This window comes from Kribbella sp. NPDC049174 (assembly GCF_043197365.1).
GTDB lineage: Bacteria > Actinomycetota > Actinomycetes > Propionibacteriales > Kribbellaceae > Kribbella.
In genome coordinates this window covers 695,666-714,800 of sequence record NZ_JBICSZ010000001.1, presented here as the reverse complement: position 1 = coordinate 714,800, position 19,135 = coordinate 695,666, and the positions used below count along the sequence as shown (strand labels likewise).

Annotated in this window: 16 protein-coding genes; 7 read left to right on the top strand and 9 right to left on the bottom strand. The window is 69.2% G+C overall.

Annotated features, from left to right (window positions below; translation table 11 throughout):
- Positions 1-59 precede the first annotated feature (59 nt).
- Positions 60-809, top strand: a complete 750-nt coding sequence (locus ACGFIF_RS03290) for an SDR family oxidoreductase (RefSeq protein ID WP_393150889.1) — start codon at positions 60-62, stop codon at positions 807-809.
- Here ACGFIF_RS03290 and ACGFIF_RS03285 read toward each other — a convergent pair.
- Entirely contained in the window at positions 769-1,971 is a 1,203-nt protein-coding gene (locus ACGFIF_RS03285; RefSeq protein WP_393150887.1) for an MFS transporter, read from the bottom strand. The two genes, ACGFIF_RS03290 and ACGFIF_RS03285, sit on opposite strands and share 41 nt — an antisense overlap.
- A 67-nt stretch (positions 1,972-2,038) precedes the next feature.
- Here ACGFIF_RS03285 and ACGFIF_RS03280 point away from each other — a divergent pair, with 67 nt between their 5' ends.
- The 3 genes from ACGFIF_RS03280 to ACGFIF_RS03270 are packed head-to-tail and all read left to right on the top strand — an operon-like array spanning position 2,039 to position 4,704.
- Positions 2,039-3,016 (top strand): DUF5937 family protein, encoded by a 978-nt coding sequence (locus tag ACGFIF_RS03280; protein ID WP_393150885.1) that lies wholly within the window; start codon positions 2,039-2,041, stop codon positions 3,014-3,016.
- A 26-nt stretch (positions 3,017-3,042) separates the two neighbouring features.
- Positions 3,043-3,690 carry a hypothetical protein gene (locus ACGFIF_RS03275; protein ID WP_393150883.1) on the top strand — a complete coding sequence of 216 codons (648 nt, stop codon included), beginning with the start codon at positions 3,043-3,045 and terminating at the stop codon, positions 3,688-3,690.
- A gap of 45 nt (positions 3,691-3,735) precedes the next feature.
- On the top strand, positions 3,736-4,704 hold the full coding sequence (locus ACGFIF_RS03270; RefSeq protein WP_393150881.1) for a DMT family transporter: 969 nt from the start codon (positions 3,736-3,738) through the stop codon (positions 4,702-4,704).
- Positions 4,705-4,762: 58 nt separating this feature from the next.
- On the opposite strand, the gene ACGFIF_RS03265 is transcribed toward ACGFIF_RS03270, so the two are convergent.
- From ACGFIF_RS03265 to ACGFIF_RS03235, 7 genes are all read right to left on the bottom strand, one after another.
- A complete protein-coding gene (locus ACGFIF_RS03265; RefSeq protein ID WP_393150879.1) occupies positions 4,763-5,926 on the bottom strand; it encodes an alanine--tRNA ligase-related protein in 1,164 nt (387 codons plus the stop codon).
- A gap of 216 nt (positions 5,927-6,142) precedes the next feature.
- Positions 6,143-7,261 (bottom strand): glycosyltransferase family 4 protein, encoded by a 1,119-nt coding sequence (locus tag ACGFIF_RS03260; RefSeq protein ID WP_393150877.1) that lies wholly within the window; start codon positions 7,259-7,261, stop codon positions 6,143-6,145.
- A gap of 115 nt (positions 7,262-7,376) precedes the next feature.
- Positions 7,377-8,621 carry a M48 family metalloprotease gene (locus ACGFIF_RS03255; RefSeq protein WP_393150875.1) on the bottom strand — a complete coding sequence of 415 codons (1,245 nt, stop codon included), beginning with the start codon at positions 8,619-8,621 and terminating at the stop codon, positions 7,377-7,379.
- Complete coding sequence (locus ACGFIF_RS03250) at positions 8,614-10,083, bottom strand: hypothetical protein (RefSeq protein ID WP_393150873.1); 1,470 nt, start codon at positions 10,081-10,083, stop codon at positions 8,614-8,616. Before ACGFIF_RS03250 ends, ACGFIF_RS03255 begins: the two co-directional genes overlap by 8 nt.
- A 98-nt stretch (positions 10,084-10,181) precedes the next feature.
- Complete coding sequence (locus ACGFIF_RS03245; protein WP_393150871.1) at positions 10,182-11,231, bottom strand: NlpC/P60 family protein; 1,050 nt, start codon at positions 11,229-11,231, stop codon at positions 10,182-10,184.
- A gap of 216 nt (positions 11,232-11,447) precedes the next feature.
- Positions 11,448-11,705 carry a hypothetical protein gene (locus tag ACGFIF_RS03240; RefSeq protein WP_393150869.1) on the bottom strand — a complete coding sequence of 86 codons (258 nt, stop codon included), beginning with the start codon at positions 11,703-11,705 and terminating at the stop codon, positions 11,448-11,450.
- Between the two features lie 93 nt (positions 11,706-11,798).
- Entirely contained in the window at positions 11,799-13,109 is a 1,311-nt protein-coding gene (locus tag ACGFIF_RS03235; protein ID WP_393150867.1) for an NYN domain-containing protein, read from the bottom strand.
- A gap of 186 nt (positions 13,110-13,295) precedes the next feature.
- Between ACGFIF_RS03235 and ACGFIF_RS03230 the strand changes: the two genes are divergently transcribed.
- Together ACGFIF_RS03230 and ACGFIF_RS03225 are read left to right on the top strand one after the other, a co-directional pair.
- Complete coding sequence (locus tag ACGFIF_RS03230) at positions 13,296-15,077, top strand: DEDD exonuclease domain-containing protein (RefSeq protein WP_393150865.1); 1,782 nt, start codon at positions 13,296-13,298, stop codon at positions 15,075-15,077.
- Positions 15,078-15,218: 141 nt separating this feature from the next.
- Positions 15,219-15,506 carry an Lrp/AsnC family transcriptional regulator gene (locus ACGFIF_RS03225; protein WP_393150862.1) on the top strand — a complete coding sequence of 96 codons (288 nt, stop codon included), beginning with the start codon at positions 15,219-15,221 and terminating at the stop codon, positions 15,504-15,506.
- A gap of 894 nt (positions 15,507-16,400) precedes the next feature.
- Here the strand turns inward: ACGFIF_RS03225 and ACGFIF_RS03220 are convergent.
- Positions 16,401-17,657: a hypothetical protein gene (locus tag ACGFIF_RS03220; protein ID WP_393150860.1), complete on the bottom strand. Its 1,257-nt coding sequence runs from the start codon at positions 17,655-17,657 to the stop codon at positions 16,401-16,403.
- 285 nt (positions 17,658-17,942) lie between these two features.
- Between ACGFIF_RS03220 and ACGFIF_RS03215 the strand changes: the two genes are divergently transcribed.
- Positions 17,943-18,635, top strand: a complete 693-nt coding sequence (locus ACGFIF_RS03215) for a PT domain-containing protein (protein WP_393150858.1) — start codon at positions 17,943-17,945, stop codon at positions 18,633-18,635.
- Positions 18,636-19,135: the final 500 nt, after the last annotated feature.

Genomic DNA, 19,135 nt, shown 5'->3' with positions numbered 1-19,135 from the left:
ATGGCGCACCACCCAACCGATCTTTGGGTACGGCGCCCGCAGCGGCTCGACTGGATGTCATGAACAGCAACGAAATCGCCCTGGTCACGGGCGCGAACAAAGGCATCGGCCGCGAGATCGTCCGGCGACTCGGGGCCCGCGGATTCACGGTCTATCTGGCCGCACGCAACCCCGGTCTCGGCGCGGCCGCGGCTGACGAACTGGCCGGCGAAGGGTTCGACGTACGGTTCGTGCAACTCGATGTGACGGACGTCGACTCGGTCGAGGCGGCCGCCAAGCAGGTCGAGGCGGATTCGGGCCGGCTCGACGTCCTGGTGAACAACGCGGGGATCGTGTCGGAGTGGGACGTGGCGGTCGCGGACATCACGGCGGCGCAGGTGCGCGAGGCCTACGAGGTGAACGTGTTCGGTGTGGTGACGGTGACGCAGTCTTTTGTGCCATTGTTGCGGCGGTCGCCGAACGGTCGGATCGTCAACATGTCGAGCGGGCTGGGGTCACTCGATCTGCTGTCGGATCCGGACGGCCGGCTGGCCACGCAGGGATTGCTCGCTTACAGCTCGTCCAAGGCTGCGCTCAACGCCTTGACCCTCGTCTACGCGAGCGCGTTGCGGCGGGACGGCATCAAGGTCAACGCCGCGAACCCGGGTCTGGTGCCGACGGATCTGAACTCACGGGCCTCGGTATCGCGCGGCGACCGGACGACCGCGGACGGCGCGTTGGTGCCGGTGCTCCTCGCCACGCTCCCTGAGGACGGCCCGAGTGGTCAGTTCAGGGGACCGGGGTCGCTGGACGAGGTGATTCCTTGGTGAGGGCCTGACGGGCGATCAGCAGCGTGATCGTCGTACCGAGGATGCCGGAGAAGGCGATGGTGAGGTTCGGTTTCACGAACGTGCCGATCAGGCCGGCCAGGGCGATGCTGAGGCCTTGGATGGCCATCAGACCGCTGGTCTGAACGGTGAACAGGCGGCCTCGGTACGACGGATCGACGGTGGCGAGGATCATCGGGTCGATGGCCTGGTTGAAGGCGTAGCCGGCGCCGGAGATCGCCAGCAGGACGGCCGCCACGGCGATGGAAGGCGTTGCCAGGAAGGCGATCGCGGGGATCTGGCTGGCGATCAGGAGTGGGACGACGAGCCGTCGCCGCGTGGAAGGGGGAAACCGCGCGACGACGAGCTCGCCGAGTACTGTGCCGGCCGCGTAGCCGGTGAAGAGAGCACCGGCGGTCGCTGCTGCTGTGCCGGCTTGGGCGGTGTAGGCGACGGCCAGGCCGTCGGGAACCGAGGAGAACGCGGGCGCTACCCAGGTCAGCAGGATCAGGGTGCGCAGCCGCTTGGTGGTGAACAGGTAGCGGAGACCGGTCAGCGAGTCGCTGATCGTGTTGCGCTGACGCTGACCGGGCGGGGTGTACGGCGTTCCGACGCCGATGAGGAGTGCGGACGCGGCGAAGGTGACGACGTCCAGCGCCAATAGCCAGGAGGGGCCGATCGCGGCTACGGCTATCGCGCCGAGGGCGAAGCCGGTGAGGACGGTCACCTGGCTGATTGCCCGGAGCAACGACCGGCCGACCGGGAAGAGGTCGGCCGGGAGCAGGTGGGCGAGGCTGGCGGCGCGGGCTCCGGCGAAGATCGGCGCGATGATGCCGGTCAGGAGCAGGAGGCCCAAGAGTGCGCCGACCGGGAGGTCTGGGATCAGCATGGCGCCGATGCAGAGGGCGCTGAGCAGGTCGCAGATCACCAGGACGCGGCGGGCGGGGAACCGGTCGGCGATCGAGGAGAGGACGATCCCGCCGAGTGCATAGGGCACGAACGAGCACACCAGCACGAGGGCGGAGAGGAGGGGTGAGCCGGTCCGCTCGAACACGAGGATGGAGAGGGCCACTTGGGCCGCGATCGTCCCGACCATGGAGACGGTGTGGGCGAAATAGATGGTGCGCATGCCCGGAATGGCCAGAACTGCTTGATAGGACCTCACGGGGTTGAGGGTGTCTGGTCGAGTGAGGTCGGAGTAGAGTTTTGGGTGTGGCCGAAAGTTCTGGGCGATGACGGTTCTGCGGTTTACGCAGGGGGACGCGTTGCGGTGCCGGTTCGGGGCTTCGCCGTTGTGGGAGACGATGTCGGCGGTGCGGGTTCTGCATGGGTCCAGGCACCGGCCGTTGTACTCGTCCTGGGTCGCGGCGAAGACTGAGCTGGCGGCCACGCTGGACCTGCGCGGACTGTACGCACTCCAGCCGCGCGTCGGCTTCACCCCCGACTTCCTCACCCCACCGCCCAAGGCATCGCGAGCCAAGTTCGCCACCGAGATCGCCCGCGTCCGCAGCACGCCGCTCGACCGGGTGCGGACCGAGCTGATCCGGTCCCGCGACGAGCTCAACAACCCCGGCGCACCCGAGATCAACCGGATGCTGAAAGACCTGTCCGGCACCCGGGAACGGCTCGCCGACGAGATCGAGAGCGCCTGGACCACCCTGATCCAGCCCGACTGGCCGCTCATCAGCCGCGTCCTCGAGGACGACATCGCCTACCGCGGCCAGCAACTCACCGACGGCGGGCTGGCGGCACTCTTCGACGACCTGCACCCGACGCTGACCTGGGAGGACGACCGCCTGATCGCCACCCGGTACCGCGAGCCGGGCCGCGAACTCACCGGACAAGGGCTCCTCCTCGTCCCCGGTGTCTTCGCCTGGCCGTACCTGGTGATGGTCGTCGACCCGACGTACCAACCCACAGTCGTCTATCCAGCACGCGGTGCGGCCCGACTGTGGTCCGATGCCCCGGCTCCCCCGGATCCACTGGCCCGTCTGCTCGGCCGCACGCGCGCAACCTTGCTGGTCGCACTGGACCCACCGGCAACGACCAGTGCGCTCGCAGCACAGTACGGACTGGCCCTGGCAACGGTTGCCGAGCACCTGTCCGCGCTTCACGGCGCCGGGTTGGCGACTCGGCGACGTACGGGTCATCAGGTGCACTACCGCCGTACCGAGGTGGGACAGGCGGTGGTCGACGCCTCCGTCGGTTGAGGGCTGCGCCGGGTCAGAATGCAGGAGTGAACAACGTGCGGCACATTCGGCGGTGGCCGGCTTCGCTGGCAGTGGTCGCGGTTCTGGTCCTGCAACTGGTCGTGCCGACGGAGATCATCGCGTTGCCGCGGTGGATCATGCCGGCACTCGGTGCGGCGCTGCTGCTGCCACTGGTGTGGGCCAACCCGTTCCACCTGCGCCGGGACGAGCCCTGGCTGCGATGGGTCGAGTTGGTGCTGCTCGCCGTACTCGTGCTCGTCAACGCGTTCTACCTGGCCGGGATGATCGTCTACCTCAACACCGGCGGTGCGACCGACGGCGTGGTGCTGGTGAAGGCCGCGTTGCTCATCTGGGTGACGAATGTGGTCGCGTTCGCGGTCTGGTACTGGGAGGTGGATCGAGGCGGGCCGTTCGCCCGGGCGCCTGAGCACGAGCGCGAGGCCGAGCGGGCCGATCTGCTCTTCCCGCAGATGACGGTCGACCTGCCGGGCTGGGAGCGCTGGCTGCCCGGTTTCACCGACTACCTGTTCGTCGCGTTCACCGCGGCGACCGCGTTCAGCCCGACCGACACGATGCCCCTGACCGCCCGGGTGAAGACGCTGATGGGGATCCAGGCGGCCGTCTCGCTGCTGACGATCGCGGTGATCGCGGCCCGCGCGGTGAACGTGCTCTGAGACGACGCTCGACAGAGATGTAATGGGCATGAGAGTGTTATGCCCATGTACAGCACGAAGTCGGTGGGGCTCGGTTTCGCCGTGTTCTCGGCGGTGACGTTCGGTGGTTCCGGACCGTTCGCGAAGGCGCTGATCGGGGCCGGTTTCACCCCTGAACAGGCCGCCTGGCTGCGGATCCTCGGCGCCGCGGCACTGCTCGTCCCGCTCGTGCTGATCTTTCGCGGCCTCAGCGGTCTGCGCGCCGCCCGGTCGTCGTGGCGATCGCTCGTCCTGTACGGGCTGACCGGGATCGCCGGCTGTCAGACGCTGTTCTTCATCGCGGCCAGCCGGCTGCCGGTCGGGGTCGCGCTGATGCTCGAGTTCACCGGGCCGGTGCTGGTGGTCGCGTGGCTCAAGTTCGGGCAGAAGATCGCCGTACCGCGGACCGCGGCGGTCGGGGTCGGGATCGCGCTGGTCGGCCTCGCGACGGTCGTGGAGATCTGGTCCGGGCTGAAGCTCGACCTGGTCGGCCTGATCGCCGGACTCGGTGCGGCCGCGTGCCAGGCGACGTACTTCATCCTGATCGACAAGCTGACCGGTGCCGCGGATCCTTTGGTGATGACGGCGGCCGGCAGCGTGGTCGGTGCGGTCGCGCTGACCGCGATCTCCGCGCCGTGGGGCATCCCGTGGCACGCGCTGGTCGACACGATCGCGATCGGCGACCGCTCCGCACCCGGCTGGGTGCTGGCCGGCTGGCTGATCGTCGTCAGCACGGTCGTCGCCTACCTCGCCGGCGCCGCCGCCGTACAGCGGCTGTCCGCCGCGATCGGCGGTGCGGTCGCGTACGTCGAGGTCGTTGCCGCGAGCATCTTCGCCTGGATCCTGCTGAACGAGACGCTGCGCACCAACCAGATCATCGGCGGCGTGATCGTCCTGGCCGGCGCCTTCGTCGCCCAGTTCTCGGTCGGCAAGGTCGCCCCACCCGAGATCCCCGACTCCGACACGCCCCGCACGCTGGACCCCGCCGGCGTCTGAGCCCGGTGCGTCTCACCTCGTGCCCGGTGAGACGCACCGGTTCTGATCACGGCCTTGGCTAAAGCGAGGGCTGCAGGAGGGAGTCGACCAACTCCCTCGGCAGCCCATGGGTCTCGTGCAGGTACTCGTAGTCGGTGTCCTCGAGGGACTTGTGGAAGCGCTCGTGGCTGAGGACCTTGCGGCCGCGGTCGAGCAGGTTGCTGAACCGGATCTCCTCGTCGATCAGGATCCGGCGGACCAGCGTGACCACCTCGCCCTGGTGGAAGTGGTTCAGCGTGTGCTCGAACAGTTCCATCGGCAGGTCGGACAGCGTGCGGGACTCGTCGTCGCGCCACAGGATGGTCAGCACCCGGCGGATCAGCCGGCGCAGCACGTAACCGCGCCCGGTGTTCGACGGGTGCACGCCGTCGCCGACGATCACGATGCTGGACCGCAGGTGGTCGATGACGATCCGCTGCGACTGCTCGTCCAGCCGCCACAGCTCCGGGATGATCCGCATCCACGGCTCGAACAACGAGGTCTCGTACACCGAGTCCTTGCCCTCCATCAGCATGGTCAGCCGCTCGAGGCCGAGGCCGGTGTCGATGTTCTGCTGCTGGAGCGGTTCGAGCGATCCGTCGTCGAGGCGGCGGTAGCGCATCATCACGTGGTTCCACACCTCGACCCAGCGCTTGTCCGTGCTCGGCGTACCCTCCGGATCGCCCTCGCCGGTCCAGACGAAGATCTCCGAGTCGGGTCCGCACGGACCGGTCGGGCCGTTCGACCACCAGTTGTCCTCGGTGGTCAGCTCGATCGGTAGCCCGAGCTCCTGCCAGGTCCGCAGCGACTCCTGGTCGATCGGGACCTGGTTGTCACCGCCGAACACCGTCACGGACAGGCGCCCAGGGTCGATTCCGAACCCCTGGGTGATCAGCTCGTAGCCCCAGCGCAGCGTCTGGCTGCTGCCGTAGTCGCCGAGCGACCACGAGCCGAGCATCTCGAACACGGTGAGGTGGGTCGGATCCCCCACCTCGTCGAGATCGGTAGTTCGCAGGCATCGCTGGATACCCACGAGTCTGCGCCCCAGCGGATGAGGCTCCCCTTCCAGGTACGGCGTCAGTGGATGCATGCCGGAGGTCGTGAAGAGCACCGGATCACCGAGCCGCGGAATGAGCGTGGACCCGGTGGTCGGAACGTGGCCGCGGTCGAGGAAGTAGTCGATGAAGGTCCTGCTGATGTTCATGGTTCTGGTCCTGTCTTTCACTGACCGGAACCAGACCACCGGGCCTCAGAAACGACGAAACCGGCGAACCGTTTCCGGTCGCCGGTGGGAGGTCGAGATGTCAGGCAGCGGCAGCCGGAGAGCAGTGAGCTCGTACGGCTGCGGTAAGTCGGGACATCTGATGCATGTCCGCCAGAGTACACGAACGGTCACACCGTCTGTCCAGCACGTTCCCGATCACACGTCGAGCAGTTCCCGCAGTACGGCACCGCTACCCGACCACGACCAGCTGTCCCGGACCCAGGCCCGCCCTGCGGCTCCCATCGCCTTCGCCTCGGGCGGCTGGGTGAGGAGAGCAATGAGCCGAGCCGCGACGGCGGGCGGGTTGTACGGGTCGACCAGGTAGCCGGTCTCGCCGTGCCTGACCGTGTCCGCTGCTCCGCCGGAGTCCCCGATCACGACCGGCTTCCCGGTGGCGGAGGCCTCGAGCGTGACGATGCCGAGGGCCTCCGGCTCGAGCCCGAACCGCCGGGTCCGGCACGGCATCGCGAACACGTCCGCGGCATCGACGTACGGCGGGATGTCGGCCCACGGGACCGGCCCGGTGAACACCACTGAGGAGGTGACGCCGAGGGATGCCGCGAGCCCTTCCAGCCGTTCGCGGTCCGGACCGCCGCCGACCAGCAGGAGCACGGCAGACGGTACGGCGGCGAGCACTCGCGGCCAAGCGCGGATCAGCGTGTCCTGCCCTTTTCGCGGGATCAGCCTCGACACGCACGCGACCACGGGCACACCTTCGAGCCCGAGCCCCTTACGCACCTGCTCTCCCCCGCACTCCGGGAAGAACCGGTCCGTGTCGACCCCAGGCGTCAGCCGCCGCATCCGTCGTACCGCGGCCGGTGACAGCGCCGACGCGATCTGATCCGCACACCACGACGACACCGTCGTCACCGTGTCGGCCGCGTCGCCGATCCGCCGCAGCGCCTGGCGAGTGCCCGGCACACCCGCCCACCACGTCTCGTGCCCGTGTGTCAACGCGACGATCCGCCGCGCCCCGGCCCGCCGCAGCGCCGGCCCCATCAGGCCGAGCGGCGCGGCCGCCCCGAACAGCACCCGGTCCGCGTTGTGCTCACGCATCAGCCGTACGGCGTACTTCGTGATCCGCGGCGTCGGCAGCAGCATCGTCGTACGGTCTCGCACCACCGGGAACGGCAGCTCCGAGTCGTACGACGTGTCGCCGGGCGAATGTGACGTGTAGACGACGACATCGGGCAGTTCGTCGCACAAGGATCGGACGAACGTCTCGATCCCGCCCTGACGTGGCGGGAAGTCGTTCGTGACGACGAGGACGGTCATGGCGCCTCCCGGCCTGGACTGAGGAGCGCAGGGAGCGTAGCGACTGGAGCGACGAGGGAAGGCCGGGAGTCAAAGCCCCATGACCCGCCGCGCCGGAGGCGTGGCATCAATACCGTCATGGCTGGACCAACGGCGGCACGGACGTGCCGTGCTCGGCTGCCCAGGCCCGGCCCATCGCGATCCGCTCGGGTGAGGTCGGGTGGCTGGCGAACATCCAGTACCGCCAGCGGGCCGGGTCCAGCCCGGAGATGTTCGTCACGGCCAGGTCGTGCTGCATCGCGACGAAGTTGCGCGGATCGTCCGTCAACTGCAGCGAGTGGTGGTCCGCCCGGGCCTCGATCCGCCGGCTGACCAGGTTCTGCACCGGGGCGGCCAGCGTCGTACCGGCGGCGATCAAGGCCAGCAGCAACGCGGTCCGGCGCGGATCGGACATCCGTGCCCCGAGCAACAACCTCAGCAGGACCACCGCAAACGCAGCGCCGAGCACGCCGATCAGAGTGCCGTGCAGTACGTCGTCCTCCGCGGCGTGACCGAGTTCGTGCGCGACCACCAGCCGCACTTGCGCGGGTGGCGCATCCTTCAGCAACGTGTCGTAGACGACCAGCCGCCGGGTCGACCCGAAGCCGGAAACGTAAGCATTCAAGGCGGTTGTGCGCTTGGACGCGTCCGCGACCAGCACATCCTTGACCGGCACGCCGTCGTCCGCGGCCAGCTTCATGAAGTCGTCGCGCTGCGCGCCGGCCGGCATCGAGGTGAACTCGTTGAACCGCGGTTCGACGAGCACCGGATAGGCGAACGACACCCCGAGCACGAGCACCGCACCGGCGATTGCCGCGGGCAACCACCACCAGGTGCGCCAGCGTTTCGCCAGCCCGATCAGGCCGACCGCGATCACCGCGAGCGCGAGTGACATCAGCAGCCAGTTGACCGCCCGGTCGCGGGTCCACAACCCCCAGTCCTGCACCGACAAGCCGTACTTCCGGGTGACCCGCTCGGCCATCACGTCGGTCGGCACGGTGATGAGGCTGGTGAGCAGGCCGAGACCGACCACGAGCAGCGGTACGGCGACGTACCAGCGGCGAATGCGGATCGCGTCGTACAGGCGGCGGCCGAGCGGGCTGAACCCGATCGCCAGCGGGACCAGCACGGACAACACCCACGAGGTGGTTGACCACGGCAACAACTCGTGCCGGAACGCGTTCTGGCGGGCGATCTCGGCCGCGGTGAAGTCCAGCGTCGCGTCAGGCGCGGGCAGGTCGATCAGGTGCCATGGTGTGGTGACGACGATGACGACGGTGAGTGCGGCAGCGAGGACGACGGCGACCGCAGGTGGCGTCCACCGTGCGGCCGCGTCAGACACCGGCGAGCCTCTTGAGGTACTGCTGCCACTCCGCGACGAACTCCTGCTCGGTCATGCCGAGCACGGACTTGAAGGCGTCGGCCAGACCGGTCGGGCTCTTCGACGCATGCACGGCCCGGTAGAACTTCACCAACTTGCTCGTCCCCTCCCGCTCGGCGATCAGCCGGCAGGCGAGCCAGGCCGACTCATAGGCCTGGGGCAACTCGGTGGACGACGCAGCGAACGCCTCCGGCGCCGGCAACGCGGTCGGCACCTTACCCGCCCGGATCGCCTTGAACAGCTCCTTCGCCGCCGACTCGTCCTGCACGGGTACGGCGGTGAACGCGACGTAGTCCGCGAACCCCTCGGCCAGCCACAACGGTACCGGTGAGGCGGTAGCGGTCGACGCGACATGAGTCGTCTCGTGCGTCAGCACGATCTTGCGACCCTGCTTACCGAGCTCGTCGAACAGCTTGGGATTCGCCACGATCCGCACCGGCGCCCCGACCTGTGGGGTGTCCAGCTCGGCCATCGTGACCGCGGCGATCTGGGTATAGGTGTTCGGCTGCGCGCCGAGCACGTACTCCATCTGGGCTTGTTTGGCGGGCAGATAGACGACCACCTTCTGGCGCCAGCTTCGGCCCCAGACCTTGCTGACCGACTCGACCGCGCGATCGGTAGCGGAGACATAGCTCTCCGCGTCCGCCTCCGAGTCAAGGCTGATCACCAGGCTGCGGTCGCCCTTGGCCACGTCGATCGGGCCGAGCGCCCACACCGGCCGCCGCTGACCGGCCACGAACCGCTCCGAGAAGGAGGCCGCGTACGTCGTCCCGTCGCGGGTGACGAAGGTGATCGGCAGGGTCTCGCGAGCCGGTTTGGCGTCGTACCCGCTGAGTTGCCAGGAGACCTCGACCTGGGCCAGCCAGGACTCGCTCCCGCCCAGCGCGGCCTGGCGCTCGGGTGTGAGCGCCCCGGTGTCGTCGCTGACGTAGCGGAGCTCGAAGCTGCCGATCGGGAGTTTGCCGAGGTTGGCGAAGATCGTCCGGGCGCTCTCGCGGAACTCGGTCGCCTTCGGGTCGATGGTGGCGAGGAACGCGGACCGGCTGCCGTCCTCGACCGCCGTGGACATCTCCTGCAACACCGCTCCGCCGACGCTGGCCCGCCGTACACCCTCCGCGGCCTCGTCCGGGGTCGTCGAGGTCTGCGGGGACTGCGCGGTGGTCGGAGCACCTGGATCCGCGGGCGCGTCGGCGATCTGGCGCAGACCGGCGTACCCGGCTCCGGCGACCAGGCAGACGGCCACGCCGAGCGCGACCTTCCGCACGATCGGACCGAACGTGGGCGGGATCCGGCGCCCGCCATCGACCCGCTGGGCGGTCTCCGGGTGCGGGGCGGGCGGCACCACAGGCAGGGGCACCGTGTCGCCCTGTTCGTCGATCACCTCGGCCTCTCGCTGCTCACCTGCCCCAGTCAGGCGGGACACTACGTGCCTCCTCTGACAGTAGAGCACTCGGACGGTGGTGAAACGACTCGGCTCCGGGGGTGAGACCCCGGAGCCGATGAGTATGACAAAGGTGCGGTTCAGCCCGGACGGACCGCGGTGTTGTACGGCATCAGGTCGATCGGGTCGGTCTTCACCGGCTTGCCCGGGCGGCTCGCGTGCACGATCCGGCCGTTGCCGATGTACATCCCGACGTGGCTGATCGGCGAGTAGTAGAAGACCAGGTCGCCCGGCATCAACTGGCTCTTGCTGACCCGGCGGCCCTCGCTGGCCTGCGCCTTCGACGAGTGCGACAGCGAGACGCCGGCCTTGCCCCAGGCGTACAGCATCAGGCCGGAGCAGTCGAACGAGCTCGGGCCTTCGGCACCCCAGACGTACGGGTCGCCGAGCTGCGCCATCGCGACCTGGACCGCAGTCCCGGCGCGGCCGTTGGCCGGCACCGGCAGGTCGTCCATCCGGTCGCCGTCGCGGCTCGGGCGCTCGTCCTTCGCCTCCTCGGCTTCCTTCTCGTTCTCCGCCTGGATCCGGGCCCGCTCCTCGTCACTGAGCTTGTCGAGCACCTTCTCAGCGGCGTCCAGGTTGGTCTGGATCTGCTTCTTCAGCGTGTCCTGCTGCGCCTGCACGGCCTGGAGTGCGGACAGCTCGGTCTGCTCGCTGGCCTGCAGATCGCCCAGCTTGCCCTGGGCCTGCTGGTACTTGCGGAGCGCCGAGTTCTGCTGGCCGGCGAAGGCCTGGGCGGTGGAGGCCTGGCTGAGGAACTGGTCGGGGTTCGTCGACAGCAGCAACTGCGCCGTCGTCGTCATCCCGGAGGTCTGGTACCCGGCGACCGCGAGGGAACCGATCTGCCGCTTCACCGCGTCCACCTGGGCCTGCTGCTTGGCGATGGCGGTCTGCAGGGCCTTCACCCGGGCACCGGAGGCGGTGATCTGCCCGCGCAGGTCGTTGGCCGACTCACCGGCCACCTCGGCCTTGTGCTGCAGCGCGGCGACCTGCTTCTTCGCCTGGTCCAGACTGGGCGCCGGATCAGCGTCCGCGCTCGTCTGGATGAAGATCACGCCCGCAACGACTGCGGTGCTGGTGATGGCGGCGAGGGCGATTCCCTTGGTGCGGTTGATGCGTCCGGTGGACACAGCCCGGTCGGTCCCTTCCTCTGCTCGCGCCGTCCCCATTGACCACACCGGCCGCAACGGTACTTACGCTGCGGAACCCGGCGGGTCACCCATCGGCTTCGTGCTGCCCGGTCGGTCTGATCGGCCGACACCCTGAGGCAACGAGAGGTAACAGTAGTGACCGTTTCGTGACCAGTGCAATTCGCCCCTCGGGTTTGATCCAAAATTAACGAAGGATCATCCCGACCCAACGGCCGTTTCGCCTTCCCCGTCAGGGGTTTCTGCAGCAGTGTCGGGGTGGACACTACTGACAGCGTGCACAAGGCGTAACGGTGGCACCAGACCGGACTCGGCCAGCGCGTCCAGCGCGGCCTTCTCGTCGTCGTCGATCCGCAGCGTGCCGGCCCGTTCGGCAGAGAAGCCCAATACCACCGTGACGACGCAGTCCTGGCAGCCCGGACCCCTCATCACACAAGCGTCGCAGTCGATCAGCACAACGTCCTCCAAAGTGGGGAAGCACCCGGACTTGCATCCGGCTGAGAAGGACGCTAGAGACCCCCGCCGACAATTTGTGCGGCTTACCCGCCTTCAGGCGCGGGCAATGCGGCTGATCAGAGTGGTTGCCGAGAGCGACCGGGCACCCATCGCGATGATGCTTTCGGCAACTTCGCGGTCGGTCGAGACGACCACGATCGGGCGGCCGGGCGGCTCGGCCCGGACCAGTTGCCGGATCACCTCATCGGCGATCACTCCGGCCGGACTGAACCGGACCCGCACCCCGCGCGGCGGATTCAGTTGCACCGGGCCCGAAAGTTCGGCGCCGTCGAAGACCACCGTAACCTCGATGCGACGCTGCGCGACGAGTGCCCCCAGCGCTGTCACCAACCGCTGACGCTGCGAATGCAGCGGCGAGTTCGGCCATGCGGTCTTCGTCACGTTGTAGCCGTCGATGATCAGATGCACCTGCGGCAACGCCAGCAACTCGTCGAACAACGCCGGGTCGTCGTCCGGCGCCGTACGCCCGATCGGTGCGGCCGAAGGCTCCATCCCGGCGACGGTGTCGGCCGGTCGCAGCTCTCCCCCGGGTGGCAGCGCCAACTCGCGGCGGAGACCGCTCGCTGCCTCGAGCAACGTGTCCAGCAGGAGGCGGGTCCGCGTCGACGCGAGCTCGCGTTCCTGTCCCGCCGTACGACGGGCTGCGTGTTCGACTGCTTCGAGTTCGGTGATGCGGGCCCGGAGTTTGCGTAGCTCGCGGTCCACTTCGGCGCGGGCGGCGTCGACCCGCTCGTCGGCCGTCTCGGCTTCGGTGGTGCGCAGTTCCAGCTCGGTCTGGAGACCGCCGATCCGCTGGCGCGCCTCGTTGAGCTTGCGTCGCAGCGTGACGTTCTCGGCCTTGAGTTCGTTGACCTGTTCGCGCAGCCGTTCGCGGACCTGCCGGGTCTCGGTCCGCGCCTGGTCGAGCTGGTCGGACAGCCTGCTGACCGCCTCCTCGGCGGCGCGCGGTGCCTCGGCCGGCACCTGCGCGGCGGCCGCGGCGAGGTGCTGTTCCCAGTCGTCCGGGCGGAGCAGGTAGGCCAGCGCCGCGACCTCGACCGGGTCCGCGGCCGGCACCGGTACGCCGTCGGCGACCGCATCGCCGAGCTCCGGGTGCTCGCGCCGTACCTGGAACGCCGCCAGCCGGCGGAAGTGCTCGTCGGTCTCCAGGATCGGACCGAGGACGGACGCCGAGAGCTTGGCCCGTTTGGCCGGCGCGAAACTCGCGAACCGGCGCAGCGGCGGCGGGATGTCGGACGCCGGCAACTGGCCGAGAGCCTGCGCGGCGAGGGCGAGAACCCGTTGCCGGACCGGTTCGGGCAAAGAGGTAGCGGCGGAGCTCGCGGCGGTGCCTGCCTCAGTCACCGGTCCGCAGTCCGGCCCGAACGACGGTCTGGCAGCACGAAGCGCTGGGCCAGTGATGCAGACCACAACGCCCCGGCCCGGGGGCCGGTTTCGCGGTAGTCGCCTGTGTACGCATACAGAGAGCCTAGTCGACTCTTACGCGTGTCACCTGCGGAATTGTCGGTGGCGGCTTTTAGCGTCATTGCCATGACCAGCCCGGCTCCGGACCAGTTGACGCCGATTCGTGGTGTGCAACCGAGTTTCGACGACCTCGGCACGCCGCTGCGCGACGTCACGTTCTGCGTCGTCGACCTGGAGACGACCGGCGGCGCGCCGGGTGAGTCCGGGATCACCGAGATCGGCGCGGTCAAGGTGCGCGCCGGTGAGGTGATCGGCGAGTTCCAGACCCTGGTCAACCCGTCCGATCCGATTCCGCCGTTCATCGCCGTACTGACCGGCATCACCAACGGGATGGTTGCCTCGTCACCCCGGATCGGGTCGGTGCTGCCCGCGTTCCTGGAGTTCGCGCAGGGCTGCGTGATGGTGGCGCACAACGCGCCGTTCGACATGGGTTTCCTCAAGCACGACAGCCTCGTGCACGGGTACGACTGGCCCGACTTCGCTGTCGTCGACACCGCGTTGCTGGCCCGCCGGGTGATCACGCCGGACGAGGCCCCGAACTGCAAACTCGGCACACTGGCCAAGCTGTTCCGGGCCACCACCACGCCGAACCACCGTGCCCTGTCGGATGCCCGTGCGACGGTCGACGTACTGCACGGACTGTTCGAGCGCGTCGGCTCGCTCGGCGTGCAGACGCTGGAGGACCTGCAGACGTTCTCGTCCCGGGTCGCGCCGGCCGTGCGAGCGAAGCGGCACCTGGCCGAAACGTTGCCGCACGCACCTGGTGTGTACCTGTTCACCGACGACCGCGGCGAGGTCCTGTACGTCGGCAAGTCGAAGGACCTGCGGAACCGGGTCAGGTCGTACTTCACCGCGTCCGAGACCCGGACCCGGATCGGCGAGATGATCGGCATCGCCACCGGGGTGCGCGGGATCGAGTGCGGTACGTCACTCGAGGCCGAGGTCCGCGAACTGCGGCTGATCGCCGAGCACAAGCCGCGGTACAACCGGAGGTCGAAGTTCCCGGAACGGCAACACTGGCTGAAGGTCACCGTCGAACCGTTTCCGCGACTGTCGCTGGTCAAACAGGTGCGCGACGACGACGCCGGCTATCTCGGCCCGTTCAGCTCGCGGAAGACGGCCGAGCGGGCGATGGCCGCGCTGCACGAGGCGTTCCCGATCCGGCAGTGCACCGCGCGGATGTCGCGGCATCCGCAGCTGTCGCCGTGCGTGCTGGCCGAGATGGGTCGCTGCGTGGCCCCCTGCGACGGACGGATCTCGATGGATTCGTACGGCGAGTTCGTGACGTCGCTGCGGACGGCGCTGACCGTGGATCCGACCCCGGTGGTCGAGGCGCTGGACCGGCGGATCGACGTGTTGTCGGCGGACGAGCGGTTCGAGGATGCCGCCGTACAGCGGGATCGGCTGAGTGCTTTCGTACGGAGTTCGGCGCGGATGCAGCGGATGGCGTCGGTGACGGGGTGCGCGGAGATCTGCGCGGCCCGGCGGACCGACGACGGCGGGTGGGAGTTGCACGTGATCCGGCGCGGACGGTTGGCGGCCGCGGGGTTCAGCCCGCGGGGGACGGATCCGCGCCGCTACCTGGACATGCTTCGCGCCTCCGCCGAAACCGTCCTGCCCGGCATCGGCCCGGTCGCGTCCGCCTCCCCCGAGGAGATCGAGCTGGTCCTCCGCTGGCTCGACCAACCCGGGATCCGCCTGGTCGAGATGGACGGCACCTGGACCTGCCCAGTTAGCGGTGCCGGCCGTCACCTGACCCGCCTCGACAACGCGCATTCCGAGGAGCACCACCACCCCACCGAGCGCCGCCGCCGGCTCCGCCCGCTGGGCCCCGTCCGAGCCGGCTGACGTGTCTTCGGGCTGAGCGGTGGAACGGCCGGCCGTGGTCGGTGCGTCGTACCGGCGTTCGTCGTACCGGTGGAGACCGGGTTTGGGGGTCGGCGGCACTATGCTTCAGCGGGTTGAGGTGTGATTCGAGGAGAGGACGGCATGGTCACCGCGATCGTGTTCATCAAGGCCGACGTCGCGCGGATTCCGGAGGTCGCCGAGCAGGTGGCGGCGATCGAGGGCGTCAGCGAGGTGTACTCCGTCACCGGTGGGCTCGACCTGATCGCGATGGTCCGGGTCCCCCATCACGACGATCTCGCCACCGTCATCCCCGAGAAGGTCAACCGGGTGCCCGGCGTGGTGAGCACCGAGACCCACATCGCGTTCCGCGCGTACTCGACACACGACCTGGAGGCGGCCTTCAGCCTGGGTCAGGAGGACGGTGTCTGAGGGCTGGAAAATCCCGGCCCTGCTGACACGACCCGAAGTTACGGTGAACGCATGAGCAACCCTCCCGCTGGCTGGTACCCGGATCCGACGGGCCAGCCGAACACCATCCGCTGGTGGAACGGGAAGCAGTGGACCAACCGCACCGAAAAGGAAGACCTCACCCAGCACGCCACCCCGGCCGCGGACGCGAGTGAGGCGAGCACCACACCAACTCCCACCGAAGCGGCCGACCCTGCGCCCACCCAGTCCGAATGGTCCCCCCAGTCAGGCTGGACAGCCGTCCCCCACCAGCCGACATCGAACGGTGGGGCACCCCAGGGTGCAGGCGCGGCTCAGGCTGCTGGCGCGGCTCAGGGTGCCGGCGCGGCTCAGGGTGCTGAGGATCCGCGCACCCCGTTCGAGCGGGCCCGGGCAACGTGGGACGCGCCGGTGATCGCACCGGCACCCCCGGAACACTGGACACAACAGCCGGTCCTGAACGAGCCGACCGACGAGCCCGCTGCCGCCACACCCCAGCAGCCCCAGCCAAACCAGCAACAAACCGGCTGGACCCTCAAACTCGCCCCAACTCCGGAGAAGGCCGCAGGAGGCACAACAGCCGCCGCAGCCACTCACGGCACGGCAGCCGGCGCCGCTGCCGGTGCTGCTGCAGGACCCGGCACGCAGGAGTCACAGAGTTGGTCGGACGTCAGCTGGACCCAACACCCGAACACCAGCAACCCCGACCCCGACACGCAACCACCCCAGGAGCACCCACAGCCCTGGGACGCGCAGCTCTCCGACGATCCCACGGCCATCCCGCAAGCCCAGTCCGCAGACCTCGACCAGCCAGACGGCTGGTCCCAGCAGCCACCAAGCCACCCAGCATGGGGCACCCAGCAGGACGACGAGCAGTCAACCCAGGTCCAACAGCACTGGGGCACACAGCCAGACGAGCAGATGCAAAGCCAACAACCGTGGGCACCTCAAACCACCGACCAGCAAGCCCAGGACCAACAACACTGGGCCTCGCAGGCTGGCGAGCAGCAGGCGCAGGTTAGCCAGCAGCCTTGGGGCGTTCAGCCCGGCGACGACCAGCAGGGCTGGGGCCAGCAGACTGAAGCTGACCAAGCACACACCCAGCAAGGCTGGGGCGTGGAGACCGGCCAGGCCCAGCAGCCGTGGGGTGTTCAGCCCGACGCCGAGCAGAACCGGCCCGAGCAGGGCTGGGGTACACAGGCAGCCGACGAGCCCACGCACGTACAGCAGGGCTGGGGCGCACAGCCGGATGACGTGCAGGCGCAGAGCCAGCAGGGCTGGGGCGCACAGCCGGATGACGTGCAGGCGCAGAGCCAGCAGGGCTGGGGCGTACAGGCTGGTCAGGAGCAGGCACAAGAACAGCAGCCTTGGGGTGCGCAGGCTGGCCCGGACCAGGCGTCTGGCTGGGGGCACGAGCAAACTGCCGCCAATCAGTCGCAGGCGGCTGGTGAGCAGGTCGGCACCGACAACGGTTGGGGCCAGGCATCTGCCGACGGCTGGGGTGCTGACCAACAGACGGCTGCCGACGCTGAGAAAGACGGCGGCCAGCAGGCGGCCGGCGACGCGTGGAGTGGCGGCACACAGCAGGCGGCGAGCCAGTCGTGGGGCGGCGACCAGCAGAACTCCGAGCAAGAGCACGCAACTGAGGCCTGGGGTGCGCAACAGAGCACCGAGCTGCAGACCGCAGGCGAGGCCTGGGGTGCGCAAGGCGCCGGGCAGCAGACCGCGACTGAAGGTTGGGGCGCTCAGCAAGGCTCGGGCCAGCAGGCGGGTGCCGACGCTTGGGGTACGCAAGGCGCCGGGCAGCAGGCGGCTGGCGACGCGTGGGGTGACGGCGCGCAGCAAGCGACCAGCCAGTCGTGGGGCGGCAACCAGCAGACCTCCGAGCCAGAAGCGGGAACCGAGGTCTGGGGCGCCCAACAAGGCAGCGAGCAACATTCCGCGGGCGAGGCCTGGGGTGCGCACGCTGGCCAGCAGGCGGGTGCCGAGGGCTGGGGTGCGCAGGGTGCCGGGCCGCAGGCAGGTTCCGAGGCCTGGGGTGCGCAAGGCGCTGGCCAGCAGAGCGCGGCCGATGGTTGGGGTGCACAGCAAAGCTCCGGACAGCAGGCGGGTGCCGACGGTTGGGGTGCGCAAGGGGCTGGGCAGAGCGCGACTGATGGTTGGGGTGCACAGCAAAGCTCGGGCCAGCAGGCGGGCGCCGAGGGCTGGGGTTCGCAGGGTGGCGCGCAGCAGGGCGCGGACGGGGCTTGGGGGGCGCAGGGGGCTGCGCAGCAGACGTCGGGTGAGGGCTGGGGTGGGCAGCAGGGGTGGCAGGTTCGGGAGGTTGAGGGGGGCGCCGGCGGGCGTGGGGGGAAAGGGAAGGGGAAGGCGAAGGGGTCGAATGGTGGGGGTGGAGGGTCTTCGGCGAAGTTGCCGTTGATGGTTGGTGGTGGGGTTGCGCTGGTGATGTTGGTGGTGGCGGCGGTCTTCATGATCACGTCCGGGGACGACAAGAAGGCGGGGCCGGACCCGACGCCGACGAACCAGCCGACCGGGAGCCAGCCGACGAACCAGCCGACGGGCGAGAGCACCACCAAGCCCGGGCAGTCGAAGAACCCGAAGCTGCACGAGGGCGGCCGGATCTCGTCGGACGCGATCTCGTTCCCGCGGCAGAACCCGCCGTGGTCGGACCGGAAGCGACTCGTGGCGCAGCTGCTCAACTCCAGCGGGCAGTACGTACTGCTGCAGGAGAACTTCGACGGCAAGAACGACTGGTACGCCGACATCTTCGTCGGAGCGCTCGGCACCGGGTCCGGCTTCAACGGTGACCCGAAGGCGACCGCGGCGGCGCTGTCGATCCAGTTGCGGAACTCGATGTACGGCGACATCCCGGTGACTTTCAAGACCGTGAGCAACGGTGCGGTGAAGCGCTCGGACAAGTCGGGCTGGTACTTCCAGCAGACGGTGACCGCGAAGTCGACGAAGTTGACCGCCCGGGTGCTTACCCTGACGGTGGCCGTTTTCGACCTCGGTGACGGCACTGCAGTCGCTTACATCAGCGACATCCCCACCAACCGGCCGGATCTGAGGGCGGCCGAGAGTCAGGCCTACAAGGGAATCAACGTTGGCTGAGAACGAAGACCAGACCCCGCAACCGCCCCAGCGGCCTCCGGCCCGGCACAGTGCGCCCCCGCACGCGCCGGCGGCCCAGGGCGGCCATCCACAGGCGTACCCGCCGGACCAGGCGCCGCCGTCCAACGATCCACTAGCAGGCACCCCCCAGGCCCCACCGGCCCCGGACGCCTGGCAAACCGCCGCACCTCCAGCAGGAGCCGACCGGCGCCCAACAGGCGCTGACCCGCGCTCGGCAGGAGCAGACCGGCGCCCAACAGGCGCTGACCCGCGCTCGGCAGGAGCAGACCGGCCTTCGGCGGGACAGGATGCGAGTGGCTCGGGTGACCCGTTGTTCGGGCAGTCGCCGGCGCCGGCGCCGCCGCCTCCTCCACCGCCGGCACACTCTGCCGGAGCTTCCGGTACGCCGCACTCCGGGCAGCCGAGTCAGGCCAATCCGTACGTACAGCAGCCCGGCCCGCAGCACTCGACACCGCAGAGCCCTCGGCAGTCCTGGGCCC